The organism is Acidovorax sp. LjRoot129 (genome assembly GCF_964253765.1).
In the GTDB taxonomy this organism is placed as follows: domain Bacteria; phylum Pseudomonadota; class Gammaproteobacteria; order Burkholderiales; family Burkholderiaceae_C; genus Acidovorax.
The window spans coordinates 2,552,061-2,566,654 of the sequence record NZ_CAXUSE020000001.1; the positions used below are offsets into that span (position 1 = coordinate 2,552,061).

The 14,594-nt window shown below is 64.3% G+C and carries 14 protein-coding genes; 8 read left to right on the forward strand and 6 right to left on the reverse strand.

What is annotated here, in order from left to right:
* Positions 1-151 precede the first annotated feature (151 nt).
* The gene (locus ACSQ3Q_RS11655; protein ID WP_436134538.1) at positions 152-616 is read left to right on the forward strand and encodes a hypothetical protein; all 465 of its coding nucleotides are present in this window, start codon (positions 152-154) and stop codon (positions 614-616) included.
* 113 nt (positions 617-729) lie between these two features.
* Here ACSQ3Q_RS11655 and ACSQ3Q_RS11660 read toward each other — a convergent pair whose 3' ends face one another.
* The 4 genes from ACSQ3Q_RS11660 to ACSQ3Q_RS11675 form a co-directional block, all read right to left on the reverse strand.
* Positions 730-3,195, reverse strand: coding sequence for an EAL domain-containing protein (locus ACSQ3Q_RS11660; protein ID WP_436134539.1), 2,466 nt, complete (start codon positions 3,193-3,195; stop codon positions 730-732).
* Positions 3,196-3,589: 394 nt separating this feature from the next.
* Positions 3,590-4,051, reverse strand: a complete 462-nt coding sequence (locus tag ACSQ3Q_RS11665; protein WP_436134540.1) for a hypothetical protein — start codon at positions 4,049-4,051, stop codon at positions 3,590-3,592.
* A 185-nt stretch (positions 4,052-4,236) separates the two neighbouring features.
* Positions 4,237-4,944: a DUF1294 domain-containing protein gene (locus ACSQ3Q_RS11670; RefSeq protein WP_436134541.1), complete on the reverse strand. Its 708-nt coding sequence runs from the start codon at positions 4,942-4,944 to the stop codon at positions 4,237-4,239.
* A 42-nt stretch (positions 4,945-4,986) separates the two neighbouring features.
* Positions 4,987-5,886, reverse strand: a complete 900-nt coding sequence (locus ACSQ3Q_RS11675; protein WP_436134542.1) for a CoA transferase — start codon at positions 5,884-5,886, stop codon at positions 4,987-4,989.
* A gap of 198 nt (positions 5,887-6,084) precedes the next feature.
* Between ACSQ3Q_RS11675 and ygiD the strand changes: the two genes are divergently transcribed.
* Positions 6,085-6,945 (forward strand): 4,5-DOPA dioxygenase extradiol, encoded by an 861-nt coding sequence (gene ygiD / locus ACSQ3Q_RS11680; protein ID WP_436134543.1) that lies wholly within the window; start codon positions 6,085-6,087, stop codon positions 6,943-6,945.
* 114 nt (positions 6,946-7,059) lie between these two features.
* Here the strand turns inward: ygiD and ACSQ3Q_RS11685 are convergent, their stop codons facing one another.
* Both ACSQ3Q_RS11685 and ACSQ3Q_RS11690 read right to left on the reverse strand, forming a co-directional pair.
* Positions 7,060-7,677 (reverse strand): nucleotidyltransferase family protein, encoded by a 618-nt coding sequence (locus ACSQ3Q_RS11685; protein ID WP_436134544.1) that lies wholly within the window; start codon positions 7,675-7,677, stop codon positions 7,060-7,062.
* On the reverse strand, positions 7,661-8,857 hold the full coding sequence (locus ACSQ3Q_RS11690) for an amino acid aminotransferase (protein WP_436134545.1): 1,197 nt from the start codon (positions 8,855-8,857) through the stop codon (positions 7,661-7,663). The genes ACSQ3Q_RS11685 and ACSQ3Q_RS11690 overlap by 17 nt, the downstream gene beginning before the upstream one ends.
* Positions 8,858-8,962: 105 nt before the next feature.
* Between ACSQ3Q_RS11690 and uvrB the strand changes: the two genes are divergently transcribed.
* The 6 genes from uvrB (at position 8,963) to hscB (ending at position 14,542) form a co-directional block, all read left to right on the forward strand.
* Positions 8,963-11,053 carry an excinuclease ABC subunit UvrB gene (uvrB, locus tag ACSQ3Q_RS11695; protein WP_436134546.1) on the forward strand — a complete coding sequence of 697 codons (2,091 nt, stop codon included), beginning with the start codon at positions 8,963-8,965 and terminating at the stop codon, positions 11,051-11,053.
* Positions 11,054-11,295: 242 nt separating this feature from the next.
* The gene (gene iscR, locus ACSQ3Q_RS11700; RefSeq protein ID WP_007851285.1) at positions 11,296-11,832 is read left to right on the forward strand and encodes a Fe-S cluster assembly transcriptional regulator IscR; all 537 of its coding nucleotides are present in this window, start codon (positions 11,296-11,298) and stop codon (positions 11,830-11,832) included.
* Positions 11,833-11,938: 106 nt separating this feature from the next.
* Entirely contained in the window at positions 11,939-13,159 is a 1,221-nt protein-coding gene (locus ACSQ3Q_RS11705) for an IscS subfamily cysteine desulfurase (protein WP_436134547.1), read from the forward strand.
* Between the two features lie 34 nt (positions 13,160-13,193).
* Complete coding sequence (gene iscU, locus ACSQ3Q_RS11710) at positions 13,194-13,595, forward strand: Fe-S cluster assembly scaffold IscU (protein ID WP_056421409.1); 402 nt, start codon at positions 13,194-13,196, stop codon at positions 13,593-13,595.
* A gap of 5 nt (positions 13,596-13,600) precedes the next feature.
* The gene (gene iscA, locus ACSQ3Q_RS11715) at positions 13,601-13,924 is read left to right on the forward strand and encodes an iron-sulfur cluster assembly protein IscA (protein ID WP_436134548.1); all 324 of its coding nucleotides are present in this window, start codon (positions 13,601-13,603) and stop codon (positions 13,922-13,924) included.
* Positions 13,925-14,023: 99 nt separating this feature from the next.
* The gene (gene hscB / locus ACSQ3Q_RS11720; protein WP_436134549.1) at positions 14,024-14,542 is read left to right on the forward strand and encodes a Fe-S protein assembly co-chaperone HscB; all 519 of its coding nucleotides are present in this window, start codon (positions 14,024-14,026) and stop codon (positions 14,540-14,542) included.
* Positions 14,543-14,594: the final 52 nt, after the last annotated feature.

Genomic DNA, 14,594 nt, shown 5'->3' on the forward strand with positions numbered 1-14,594 from the left:
TTATCCCGCTAGCGCTGGCGGGTAGCGGCCTGTGCACGTGGCAGCCGTTTTTCTTTGCGCCGGCCTCACCATGGCTGTTGTCTCTGAACAAGCCGGCCCCTGGCGCCCCGGCCCTGGCTGATGGTTCCCAGCCGCTTTCAAACGTCCCTTCATGCAATTGCCCATCCGTCTCAAGCCCATCCTCTGCGCAGCTTTTTTCGCTCTGTGGCTTCCTGCCACGGCACAAGCGGTGGCATTGCTTGAAGGGGTGTGGAGGGAGGTGGACGATGAGGCGACTACCAGCGTGCTGCGTTTTGAAAAATCCGGCGCTGTCTGGACCGGGAAGTACGTGCAGGTGAGCGCAGATCAGGCCTCGTATGGATTTCGCGTCGGCGAAGCGATCATCCGCGGGCGCCTGGAGGGCACACGCTTCACGGGCGAGGTGCTGCTGAAGGGCGTCGATGTCGATCCCGCGTGCCCTGAACTCGGCGTGGGATGGGTGCCAGCCAGGATGACCCTGGTCCACAGCGGCCGGCGCTTACATGGGGCCTTCCTCGGGACGCTGGTAGAGGACGGCAATGCCTGCCGCAAGACCGGAACGTACTGGCGGCAGTACCGGCTGCAGCGCACTGAATAGGGCGGGGGCTACGCGTGCGCAGGCCGCTTCAAGAGCGTGTGGGCTGCAGCTGAGGCTGCTCCACTACCGCTGGAATCCTCCGCAGAGAAACGGACAGGGTCGCGCCACCCGGTTCAGGCGCTGGCGCTGCCAGGGCTGGAGGACAGGCGCTGGTGTTCCTTGGTGGCGATGGAGGCCAGCCTGTTCATGGATTGGGGCGCTGTGCCGTGCCCTTGCAGGCATTCGCCCAGCGGCACAGGCTTGGCCAGCGCGTAGCCCTGCGCGTAGTCCACGCCAATCTCGCGCAGGGCGGCAACGATGGCGTCGGACTCGGCAAACTCGGCAATCGTCTGTTTGCCCATCACGTGGCCGATGCGGTGGATCGTCTCCACCATGGCGCGGCTGGTCACGTCCTGCAGCATGTCCTTCACGAAGGCGCCGTCGATCTTGAGGTAATTGACCGGCAGGTGCTTGAGGTATGTGAAGGACGACATGCCGGCGCCAAAGTCATCGAGGGCGAACCGGCAGCCCAGCTGCTGCAGCTCTTTCATCAGGCGCACGGCGTTGGGCAGGTGCGATATGGCGCTGGTCTCGGTGATCTCAAAACACAGGGTCCGCGCGTCCAGCCCCGATTCAGTGAGCGCCGTGCGGATGAACTTGAGCAAGGCGTCGTCGCCCAGGCTGGTGCCGGACAGGTTGATGGCGCAGGTGTGCACGGGCATGGCGCCCGGTGTGCGCTGGTGCTGCGCCAGCGCTTTGAGCGTGTGCTCCACCACCCAGCGGTCCACCGCCGGCATCATCCCGTAGTGTTCGGCCGCCGGGATGAAAGTGCCGGGCGCCACCAGTTGCCCGTCTTCCTCGCGCAGGCGCAGCAGCACTTCCATGTGCAGCCCCTCGTCGCCCGTGCCCTGCAGTGCGCTGATGGCCTGTGCGTACAGCTGAAAGCGGTTGTGCTCCAGGGCCAGGCGCAGGCGGCGCACCCAGTCCATCTCGCCTTCGCGCCGCGTCATTTCAATGTCTTCGGGCTGGTAGATGAACACCCGGTTGCGGCCGCCTTCCTTGGCGCGGTAGCAGGCCATGTCGGCCACGCGCATGGCCTCCTGGATGGAGATCAGCGCGGGGATGAGCTGCACCATGCCGATACTGAGGCCGGTGGACAGCTGCTGGCCTTCCCACGACAGGCGCAGCTCCTGGCCGGCCTGGCGCAGCTGCTCTGCGATGCGGGCCGAGGGGCCGGCGGGGCAGTCCTTGAGCAGGATGCCAAATTCGTCGCCACCCAGGCGCGCCAGCGTGTCGCCTTCGCGCAGGTGGCTTTGCAGCATGCGGCAGACCTCGCGCAGCATTTCATCGCCGGCCTGGTGGCCGCAGGTGTCGTTGATCAGCTTGAACTGGTCCAGGTCCACGAAGAGCAGCGAGCCCTCGCGGCCCGGCTGGCGTGGGCGGTTGAGCAGGGCCTCAAGCCGGTGCTCGAACTCGCGCCGGTTTACCAGGCCCGTCAGCGCGTCGTGGCTGGCCTGCCACGACAGCTGCTCCACGTAGTGCTGCTCGCGGGTCACGTCGTGCAGCACCAGCACCGCGCCGTTGACGGTGCCCTGGTGCCGCAGGGCGGTGCCCACCAGCTTGACGGGCACCACCGACTGGTCGGGCCGCACGATGGTGCGGATGCTGTAGTCGTTGGCCCCGGCGGGGACCGGCGCCGGGGTGCTGCCAGCCTTGTGCTGCAAGATCTGCCCGACCAGTGCGTCGACCGCCAGCGGCCGGCTGCCTTCGCCGTCGAGCTTCAGCACCTCCGCCAGCGGCATCCCCGCGGCGTCTGGCGCGGCATGGGCCAGCAGCCGCTCGGCCGCCGGGTTCATGTACACGACCTCGCCATTCACATTGGTCGTCACCACCGCATCGCCGATGGCAGTCAGGGTGATGTGCGCCTGCTCGCGCTCGGCGCTCAGGGCCTCTTCGACGCGGCGGCGCTGCGCGAGCAAGGTGCGGGTGTGCCACAGGGTGAGCAGGATCAGCACCACGGCCATGCCGCCGTTGGCCCACATGAGCATGGCGACCAGGCGGCGCGAGCTGTCTCCCAGCGCCTCGCTGAAGCCCCGCGCCGCCGGGGTCGCGCCGGCGTTGATGTCGCGAATGGTGGCCTGCCAGTGCGCGCGGGTGATGTCGTCGACGTCGCCCGCTGCGGTCTCGTGGCGGATCTCATGCGAGAGGTCGCGCAGCGCGTTGATGTATTCGTCGCCCACGAGCCAGAACTCCATGGGCTTTTGCACGATCTCGAAGCGGTGGAAATACCGCAGCAGCCAGATGAGGTTGTTGATGTCGTCCGGGTGGTTGCCGCCGCGCAGAAACCCCTCGCGGGCCAGCTCGACCTGCACCTGCCCAGGCTGCAGCGCCAGGCGGGCCGCACGGTCGCCCAAGGGGACGTCGATGGCCTGCGTGAAGCGTTCGAACGCCTGGGGCGAGCCGTTGGCGGCATACAGGCCCAGGTAGTAGATGGCGTCTTTTTGCCCCTTGGTCCACAGGCTTTCACCCGCCACGAAGGCGCGCACGGTGGACAACATGTAGAAGCTGGTCGCGGCACTGGCAGCCAGGAGCAGCACCATGGCAATGAAAGGCCAAGTCAGCCGCAAGGTCAGCTGCAGGGGGCTTCGCTCAACTGGCTGCACTGCATCCATCGATTCATTCTCCCGCCGGGTGCGAAGGTGTGGGGGCTTGTGGGCCGGCTTCGGGAACGCGGCGGAGCCTTCCTTGCGTAACTTTCCCGGCAGGGCCAGGAGCTCTTCGATGCACTATATAGCGATCACCCCGTAAATGCATGCAAAGCATGGCAAGTACGCCACTGAGGCGGCCCGTGGCACTTAGCGACAGGTTTTGGCCGAAAGCGCGCCCGCGAAGGCGAGATACGGATCGGCAGGGTGCAGTGGAGGCACCGCGAGGGGCGGTGAAGGCACCCGATGGCCGGTCTACCGCCTCACGGCAGTATGTGGCCAAAGCCGATCATTGCGCTGCCGCGTGAGTGCCCACCACGACCGACTGCGGTCCGTCCTCGGCCGGCGGCGTGACCAGGTCTTCGATGATGAAGGTGCGGTAGTAGAACGCCGTCACTGCGCCTTCGGGGGCAATGGCGTTGCTCAAGGTCTCGGGTTCGTCCTTGTCGCCCATCTTGATCAGCAGGCCGTGGTGGCCCTTGCCCGCCAGGTCGGCAATGCGGCGCACCATGTCGCCTTCAGCCCCCACCGACGGCAGCGGGGCGTCGGCCGTGCCGAGCGTGCGCACGATGTCTTGCAAGATGAGCTCCGGGCCTGCGTAGGCGATGTCGCCGGTATGGCCGGCAGCCTGGAGGGCCGCAGCGGCCTGGCGTGCGCAGTCTTCATCAGGGAACAGCGCAAACACGTGGCCGGTCGGGTAGAAAACGCCGCCCATGTTGGTCATGGACGAATCAAGAATCAGGGGTTTCATGGCCATCTCCCGGTGGTGTTTTAAAACCCCCATTCCAATGGCGCAGCGCAGCAGTGCGTGTAGGCCGGTGGGCCTTTTTTCCGTCAGAGCGGCCAAAAATATCAGCTCAATTGGCCTCTAGCGCTTGATCTATAAGCGCATGCAGCTATCAATTTGAGAGTGATCCGCCAGCCGCCTTGCTCAAGCTATCGGCCCACCCCCAACACCCATGCGGCCAGGGCCGTGCAGTGCACGACGACCGTGAGCCAGTACACGGCACGGAATTCGCGTTTGCTGGACTTGTGGCGCAGGGTCTGCTGTGCCAGCCAGGCGCCGGGCCAGCCGCCCAACAGGCTGAGCAGGTGCAGCGAGCTCTCTGGTGTGCGCCAGCGGCGTTGTGTGGCGGCGTTCTTGTCCGCGGCGTAGGTCCAGAACGTGACCAGATTGACGGCCACGGCGGCGCTCAGCGTCCAGCCCAGCGGCAGCTGCCGGGTCCAGATGCCCCAGGCCAGGAGCCCGATCCAGCCGGCGGTGAGCAGCAGGGCTAGGCCTGCGGAAGCTGAACCGCCCGACGTGTTGCGTGCGCGCCGGTGGTCGGCCGCTGCGGCGCGCCGGGGCGATTGTTGGCGGGGGCTGTGCCCTGCGGCGGGCCGCGCAGCTGGGCGCGATGGCGCCGCTCTGCCTGCGGTTGCGCCGGCTGCCACGGCCCCCGTCGGCTGCACCGCCATTGCACGCGGGCCTTTACCGCCCACATGGATTTCTTCGAAGGTGACGGCCAACCCCTCGCGCGGTGGCGCGCTGCCACGAAAGTCCCGCACATGAAAGAACACGTCGGCCGACGTGCCGGGGCTGCGGATGAAGCCGAACGCGCGCGTGGCGTCCCAGCGGATGACGGTGCCTTGTTTGCTGCTCATCGAAAGTGGGCTTCTTGAAATTTGCGGGAATCGCCAGCGGGATCAGGCCAGGGTATGGAGGGGAATGTCCTGCGCAACCGCGAGCGCATCGAGTTGCGCCCGCGTCTGGCTTTGCAGGAATGCGGCAACGGCTTGGTGCGTGGCCGGCGCCCGCAGCACGTCGGCATCGCCCGTGGCAGGCAGCCCCGCGGCAGCGCACAGGCGCGCGGCAAAGTGGGGTTCCAGCGCCGCCACGGCCACGCGGCCGTCGGCGCAGGGGTAGATGCGGTAGCCGGCGTGCTGGCCGCCGACGTCGCCATTGGGCGTGGTCAGGCCCCAGTCGCGCGGCTGGGCGAGCCACGTGGCAGCGTCCGCCAGGGCGACCTCAATGCAGACACCGGCGCCCGTGTGGCTGCGTTCCAGCAAGGCTTGCAAAACGGCTTCGCTGGCCATCAGTGCGCCGCACATGTCGGCATAGAGCGTGGGCGGCATGTCGGTGCCGGTCACCAGGCCTGCGTCGGCCAGGTAGGTGAGGTCATGGCCGGGTTCTTCGGCGCGTGCACCCGCCGCGCCCACGATGCGCACCAGGGACAGGCGCGGGTATCTGGATTGCAGCGCCTCCCAGCCCAGGCCGAGTTTGGTGAGTGCCGAAGGGCGAAACGACGTGATCAGCACATCGGTGCGCGCGAGTTCCTCATGCAGCGCTGCCTGGCCCTCAGGCGTCTTAAGGTGTGCGTGCACCACGCGCACGCCTGCATGCAGCGTGGCGTAGGCCGCCGGGCTGTAGATGCCCATGGGGTCGGCGCTGGGATGGCCGGGGGCGGGCGGCGGTTCGAGCTTGGTGCACTCAGCCCCGAGCCGCGCGCAGCGCATCAGGGCGGCGGGGCCGGGCAGGTTGAGCGCAAGGCTGAGGACGCGGGTGTTGCGCAGAGGCTGGGGCGGGGGGGCGATGGCAGCGGTCATGGGCGAGGGCGGTGGGGTGAGGGGAGGGGGCAAGCAGGGCAGGCCACAAGGAACGCCGGGCTGCAGCCGCCGGAACTTTGGCAGGGGCGGGTGCTCCCTCCTGCGTTATACATAATTTGTTACGCTCCCCGATTCATGCAACGCAGAACCTCTTTGGCCGCCTTGGCGGGCCTGGCCACCTTTCCGGGAGCCTTCTCCATGACCTCTCTGAGCAGTGCCGCCACCTTGCCCGCGCTGCAGGCCCAAAAGCCGTCGCCGCGCATGCCGGTGCTGTTCGTGGGCCATGGCAGTCCCATGAACGCCATCGAGGACAACGCCTGGCGCCGCAGCTGGGAAACCACGGGCACGGAGCTGCTGGCGCGCGCGGTGCCGCCGCAACTCATCCTGTGCATATCGGCGCACTGGCTTACACGCGGCGGCTGGCAGGTCACGGGCATGGCGCAGCCCAAGACCATTCACGATTTCGGCGGTTTTCCGCAGGCGCTGTTCGACCAGCAATACCCCGCGCCGGGCGCACCCGCGGTGGCGCGCAGCCTGGCCCGCGAGCTGAAATCTCCGGCCACGGGCGGGGCGCTGGGTGTGGACGAGGGCGAGTGGGGGCTGGACCACGGCACCTGGTCGGTGCTCAAGCCGATGTTCCCCAAGGCGCACATTCCGGTGCTGCAACTCTCGATGGACTACAGCCGTGCCCCGGCCGAGCACTATGCGCTGGGCCAGCAGCTCAAAGGCCTGCGCGAGCGCGGCGTGCTGATCGTGGGCAGCGGCAACATCGTGCACAACCTGCGCGCATCGCGCCGTGGCTCTGCCGCCAACGAGGCCTACGACTGGGCCACCGAGTTCGACACTGTGGTGCAGGACCAGATCAAGAAGGGCCAGTTGGGCGCCTTGCAGGATTTTCAGAAGCTCGGTGCCGTGGCGCAGCAGGCGCATCCGACCCATGAGCATTACCTGCCGCTGCTGTACGCAGCCGGGGCCGTGCACGCGAGCGAGATGCCGCGTTTCTTCAATACGGGCTACCAGTCGGCATCGATATCGATGCGCTCGGTCTTGTGGGGTTAATGGTCGATTGCTATTAGTTTGATAGCTATTGGCGCTTGCCAATCAAGCGCTAGAGGCCAAAAAGACCATAAATTTCGGGTGCGGAGCGACACAGAGGTAGCCACATCGCCACGCTCAGCTGGATGCGCCCGCCATCTCCCGAATCTGAAGCCAGCCCCAGCGCTCGCGGTAGCTCTGGGCCTTGGCCTGAAAAAGTGGCAGGTGCGGGCACTGGGCGTTGGGCCGCAAGATGCCTGCATACAACTCATCCAGCCCATAAGGTGCATACAGCGTAGAGGCCTGCTCGGCCACACCCGACTGCAGACCCACGCAGGTGCAGGGCACCAGAAACCGCTCGATCCCTTGGCGCGCCGACTGCAGCGCCTGGTAGGGGTAGCCAAACCACTGCTCGTACCAAAGGTGCACGCGCGCCTGGTTCTTGGCTTCCACGGTGATCGGCAGGTCGGCGAATACGGCAGTGACGCGGGCCTGGACCTGCTGCTCGGACGCCTCGGACAAATCCGACGCATCGAAATAGAACAGGTCGTAGTCCTTGATGTGCGCCGTGGGCGCGAGCCCGGAGCGCAGGTTCCACACCGTCTGGAACAGACAGCCCGCCACCAGCCACACATCGGGCAGGCCCAGAAACGGCAAACGCTCCAGAATGGCCGCGTTGTGCGGGTTCTGGAGCGCTTCGCTCACAAAGCGGCGCCCGAGCGCCGCTTCCTCATCGTGCTCAGACGACCTTTGCAATGGACTGGCAGACGTAGTCGATGTTCTTGCTGTTGAGCGCGGCCACGCACATGCGGCCGGTGTCGGTGCCGTACACACCGAACTCATTGCGCAGGCGCACCATCTGGTCCTTGGAGAGGCCCGAATAGCTGAACATACCGATCTGCGTGGTGATGAAGGACATGTCCTGCTTCACGCCGGCGGCCTTCAGGCCGTCGACCAGCTTCTGGCGCATGGCCTTGATGCGCACGCGCATTTCAGACAGCTCTTTTTCCCACAGGGCGCGCAGCTCGGGGTTGTTGAGCACTGCGGCCACCACGGCACCACCGTGGATGGGCGGGTTGGAGTAGTTGGTGCGGATGACGATCTTGAGCTGGCTCAGCACGCGGGAGGCTTCTTCCTTGTCCGTGCACAGCACCGACAGGCCGCCCACGCGTTCGCCGTACAGGCTGAAGCTCTTGGAGAACGAGGTGGATACGAAGAACGTGAGGCCTGCTGCCACGAATTTCTGGATGACGGCGCCGTCTTCGGCGATACCGTGGCCGAAGCCCTGGTAGGCCATGTCAAGGAAGGGCGTGAGGTTCTTGGCCTTGACGGCGGCCACCACCTGGTCCCACTGCTCGGGGGTGATGTCGTAACCCGTGGGGTTGTGGCAGCAGGCGTGCAGCACGACGATGGTTCCGGCAGCGGCGGCGTTCAGGCTGGCCAGGAAGCCTTCGAAATTGACGCCGCGCTTTTCAGCGTCGTAGTAGGCATACGTATCGACTTCAAAACCGGCGTTGGTGAACAGGGCGCGGTGGTTTTCCCAGCTGGGGTCGGAGATCAGGACTTTGGCGTTGGGGCTGACCTTCTTCAGGAAGTCAGCGCCGATCTTCAGGCCGCCGGTGCCGCCGATGGCCTGCACGGTGGCCACGCGGCCGGAGGTGACGGGTTCGCTGTCAGCACCAAACACCAGGCTCTTGACCGCGTTGTCATACGCCACGATGCCGTCGATGGGCAGGTAGCCGCGGGCGGTAGGGGTGGACATCATGGTCTTTTCTGCGGCCTGCACGCACTGCAGCAGGGGCAGCTTGCCGTTGTCGTCGAAATAAACGCCGACTCCCAGGTTGACCTTGTTGGGATTGGTGTCAGCGTTGAATTGCTCGTTGAGGCCCAGGATGGGGTCGCGGGGGGCCATTTCGACGGCGGTGAAAAGAGACATGAAAATCCTTGAAAGGTTGTCAGTAGCGAAGAATCCAGGCGTGGTGTACTGTGCCGGGTTCCGCCGATTTTAACGGCGGCTACCCTCCACTCGTTGACTGCACCCATGCCGGATATCACACAGGTCATAACGGAAAAGCAAGACGGCGAATTCGTTCGTTTCCCCGAATCGCCCTTCGAGCTTTTCCAGCCGTACCCTCCCGCGGGCGACCAGCCCGAGGCCATCAACAAGCTGGTGGACGGGCTGAACGACGGGGAGTCCTTCCAGACCCTGCTGGGGGTGACGGGGTCTGGCAAGACCTTCACCATGGCCAACGTGATCGCCCGCATGGGCCGCCCGGCCATCATCTTTGCGCCCAACAAGACGCTGGCCGCGCAGCTGTACAGCGAGTTCCGCGAGTTCTTCCCCAAGAACGCCGTGGAGTACTTCGTAAGCTATTACGACTATTACCAGCCCGAAGCCTACGTGCCCCAGCGCGACCTGTTCATCGAGAAGGACAGCGCGATCAACGAGCACATCGAGCAGATGCGCCTGTCGTGCACCAAGAGCCTGATGGAGCGGCGCGACGTGGTGATCGTGGCCACGGTGTCGGCCATCTACGGCATCGGCGAGCCCGAGAGCTACCACCGCATGGTGATGACACTGCGGGTGGGCGACAAGCTGGGCCAGCGGGACGTGATTGGCCAGCTCATTCGCATGCAGTACCAGCGCAACGAGGCGGATTTTTCGCGCGGCAAGTTCCGTGTGCGCGGCGACACCATCGACGTGTTTCCGGCCGAACACTCCGAGCTGGCGATCCGCATTGAGCTGTTTGACGACGAGATCGAAAGCCTGCAGCTGTTCGACCCGCTCACAGGCCGGGTCAAGCAGAAGATCCCGCGATTCACCGTCTACCCGAGCAGCCACTATGTGACGCCGCGCGACAAGGTGCTCACTGCCGTGGAGACCATCAAGCTGGAGTTGGCCGAGCGGCTGCAGCAGCTGTTGGCCGAAGGCAAGCTCGTGGAAGCCCAGCGCCTGGAGCAGCGCACGCGGTTTGACCTGGAGATGCTCAGCGAAGTGGGGCACTGCAAGGGCATCGAGAACTACACGCGCCACCTGTCGGGCTCTCCGCCGGGCAGCCCGCCCAGCACGCTGACCGACTACATGCCCAAGGACGCGCTGATGTTCCTGGACGAGAGCCACCAAATGATCGGGCAGCTCAACGCCATGTACAGCGGCGATCGGTCGCGCAAGACTACCTTGGTGGAATACGGCTTTCGGCTGCCGTCGGCGCTGGACAACCGCCCGCTGAAGTTTGAAGAGTTTGAACACCGCATGCGTCAGGTGATCTTTGTCACTGCCACGCCGGCCGACTACGAACGCACGCATTCAGGGCAGATCGTGGATCAGGTGGTGCGACCGACAGGGTTGGTGGACCCGCAGGTGGAGGTCAGGCCGGCGACCCATCAAGTGGACGATGTGCTGCAAGAAATACGCATTCTTGTAGAAAAGCACGAGCGCGTACTCATTACTACGCTGACGAAGCGCATGGCCGAGCAGTTGACGGACTACCTGACGGACAACGGGGTGAAGGTGCGGTACCTGCACAGTGACGTGGACACGGTAGAGCGGGTGGAGATCATCCGTGACCTGCGCCTGGGTGCGTTTGACGTGCTGGTGGGCATCAACCTGCTGCGCGAGGGCCTGGATATTCCCGAGGTCTCGCTGGTGGCGATCCTCGACGCCGATAAGGAAGGTTTTTTGCGGGCCGAGCGCAGTTTGATCCAGACCATCGGCCGCGCGGCGCGCAATTTGAACGGGAGGGCCATCCTGTACGCAGACCGCATCACCGATTCGATGAAAAAAGCCATCGGCGAGACGGAACGCCGGCGCGTCAAGCAGATCGCACACAACGAAGCACACGGAATCACTCCGCGCAGCATTGTCAAGCGGGTACGAGACCTGATTGACGGCGTGTACAGCGAAAAAGCGGGCAAGGACGCCGAGCGGCTGGAACAGGAAGCCATGCGGCGCGCACAAGTGGAAGACATGTCCGAGAAGGACGTAGCGCGCGAAATCAAGCGCCTGGAAAAGCTCATGCTGGAGCACGCTCGCAACCTCGAATTCGAGCAGGCTGCGCGCGTGCGCGACCAGCTCACCCGGCTCAAGGACCAGGCTTTTGGTGCACACGGGAGTGATTCGGTGGCTTTGTGATTGGGCTGCTGAGAATTGGGGAAGACCCCTCGGGTCAATTCATGACCCGTTGGTTTTTTAACCCGACAAATTCGATAGGGATTTGTGCTATACTTGCACAAAATACTCAAGAAAAAGCCCAACGATGAAGGGATCCGTGGCAGGCAACTGTGCGGAGAAGGGGCGGAGACGGTGCCCTCGCTGACCATGAGCCAGCGAAGGCGGTTTCTACAACGAACAAGCCTTAGCACAAGGAGCTTGCGATGCGTCTCACAACCAAAGGCCGTTTTGCGGTCACCGCCATGATTGACCTGGCCCTGCGCCAGAACAATGGTCCCGTCACGCTGGCAGCGATCAGCCAGCGCCAACAGATTTCCCTCTCGTACCTTGAGCAGCTTTTTGGCAAGCTGCGCCGCCACGAACTCGTCGAGTCGACCCGTGGCCCCGGTGGCGGCTACACGCTGGCCCGCAAGGCGGGTGACATCACGGTGGCGGACATCATTGTGTCGGTGGATGAGCCCATCGACGCCACGCAATGCGGTGGCAAGGAAAACTGCCTGGGCGAAGCTGGCCGTTGCATGACGCACGAGCTGTGGGCATCGCTCAATCAGCGCATGGTGGAGTTCCTGGATTCCGTCACGCTGCAAAAGCTGGTGGAAGAGCAACTCGCCAAGGGCGTCCAAATCGAAGACAAGCCGGTAGTACGCCGCGCGATCTCCACGACGCCGGTGGTCAAGCCCATCCGCGTGAACGCCCCGAACTCCGTGTTTGCGTTGGGCAACGTCTTCGCCAAATCCTGACCTTCTGGGTACTGCTGCCGGCCTGAGGGTCGGCAACGCCCTGATCGATTTTTGTACGCCTACCTTCTTTTGCATCTGCCAGCCAGAACCTTTTACTGAGCCAGCCATGGACATGACCCCGCACTTCCCCATCTATCTCGACTACGGCGCCACCACCCCGGTGGACCCGCGCGTGGTCGATGCCATGATCCCGTGGCTGCGTGAGCACTTCGGCAATCCAGCGTCGCGCAGCCATGCCTGGGGTTGGGAAGCGGAAGAAGCGGTGGAACGGTCGCGCGGCCAGGTGGCAGATCTGATTGGTGCGGACCCCCGCGAAATCGTCTGGACCAGTGGTGCCACCGAATCGATCAATCTGGCGCTCAAGGGTGCTGCGCAGTTCTACAAGGGCAAGGGCAAGCACCTCATCACGCTCAAGACCGAGCATAAGGCGGTGCTGGACACCATGCGCGAGCTGGAGCGCCAGGGCTTCGAGGTCACGTACCTCGACGTGCAGGAAGACGGGTTGGTCAATATGGACGCCCTCAAGGCAGCCATCCGCCCCGACACCATCCTGATCAGCGTGCTCTTCGTGAACAACGAGATCGGTGTGATTCAGGACATCCCCGCCATCGGCGCAATGTGCCGTGAGAAGGGCATTCTGTTCCACGTTGATGCAGCCCAGGCCACCGGTCGCGTCGAGATCGACATGGCGACGCTGCCGATCGACCTCATGAGCATGACGGCCCACAAGACCTATGGCCCCAAGGGCGTCGGCGCCTTGTACGTGCGCCGCAAGCCCCGCGTGCGGCTGGAAGCGCAGATGCACGGTGGCGGCCATGAGCGCGGAATGCGTTCGGGCACCTTGCCCACGCACCAGATCGTGGGTATGGGCGAGGCTTTCCGCATCGCCAAGGAAGAAATGGCCGAGAGCAATGCCAAGGCCCATGCTTTGCAGCAGCGTTTGCTCGACGGCTTGAAGGATATCGAACAGGTGTTCATCAACGGCAGCATGGAGCGCCGCGTGCCGCAGAACCTGAACATGAGCTTCAACTACGTCGAAGGCGAGTCGCTCATCATGGGGATCAAAGGCCTTGCGGTGTCGTCAGGCTCTGCCTGTACGTCTGCCAGCCTGGAGCCCAGCTATGTGCTGCGCGCCCTGGGCCGCAGCGATGAGCTGGCGCACAGCAGCCTGCGCATGACCATCGGCCGTTTCACGACCGAAGAAGAGATCGACTACGCCATCTCTACCATCCGCGAGAACGTGGCCCGCCTGCGCGAGTTGAGTCCGCTGTGGGAGATGTACAAGGACGGCATCGACATCAGCACCATCCAATGGGCTGCGCACTGATCCCCAATTTCTGAAGATTCAAGAGGTACACATCATGGCTTACTCAGACAAAGTCGTAGACCACTACGAGAACCCCCGCAACGTCGGTTCGTTCGACAAGGGTGATGATTCGGTGGGCACCGGCATGGTGGGCGCACCTGCCTGCGGCGACGTGATGAAGCTGCAGATCAAGGTGAATCCCGCTACTGGTGTGATCGAAGACGCCCGCTTCAAAACCTATGGCTGCGGCTCGGCCATTGCCTCGTCGTCGCTCGTCACCGAGTGGGTGAAGGGCAAGACGTTGGACGAAGCGGCTGCCCTCAAGAACAGCGAAATCGCTGAAGAGCTGGCGCTGCCGCCCGTGAAGGTGCACTGCTCCATCCTCGCGGAAGACGCCATCAAGGCTGCCGTGCTGGACTACAAGACCAAACACGCAGCCACTGCCACTGCTGCCTGATTGCCATGGCCATTACGCTGACTGAAGCCGCTGCCCGGCATGTGAACCGCTACCTGTCCCGCAGGGGCAAGGGGCTGGGCGTGCGCCTGGGTGTCAAGACGACGGGTTGCTCGGGACTTGCCTACAAGCTGGAGTACGTCGATGACAGCCAGCCCGAAGACATCGTGTTCGAGAACCACGGCGTCAAGGTGCTCATCGATCCCAAGAGCCTGGCGTATATCGATGGCACCGAGCTCGACTTCGTGCGTGAAGGCCTCAATGAGGGCTTCAAGTTCAACAACCCCAACGAGCGTGACCGCTGCGGTTGTGGAGAGAGCTTCCGCGTCTAGACGGCTCTGGCCGAGTGCCTGCCAAACCGCCACCGCGCACCTTGCGTATTGGCGGTTTTTTGTTGACCCGCCCATCTGCTATCCGATGACGACCCGTGCATGAACCTCCAATCTGACGACTTTGAACTCTTTGGCCTGGCGCGTGGCTTTGTGCAGGATCGAAGCGCCATTGACGTGCGCTGGAAAGAGTTGCAGCGCGAGGCCCATCCGGACAAGTTTGCGGCCCAAGGTGCAGCCGCGCAGCGGGTCGCGATGCAGTGGTCGGTGCGCATCAACGAAGCCTACCAGCGCCTCAAGGACCCCATGCGCCGGGCCGCGTACCTGTGCGAGCTCTATGGTGCACCCATCCGTGCCGAGGACAACACTGCGATGCCCGCGGCCTTTCTGATGCAGCAGATGGAATGGCGCGAGGCGCTGGAAGAGGCCCGTACCGATGTTGAACTTGAAGCACTGGACGATGCCGTCGCCCAGGCGCGCCGCGCCGCGCTGGCTGAGTGCGAGGCGCTGATCGACCGCCAACAGGACTACGCCGGCGCCGCGCGCCAGGTTAGAGCCCTCATGTTCATTGCGCGATTTGCCGACGACATTGAGCGTCGGCGAGAGCAACTGGGACAATAGGCGCTGGTACTTGCGTTCCCCATCCAGAAGCGGTTGGCAGCCTTTCCCCGCT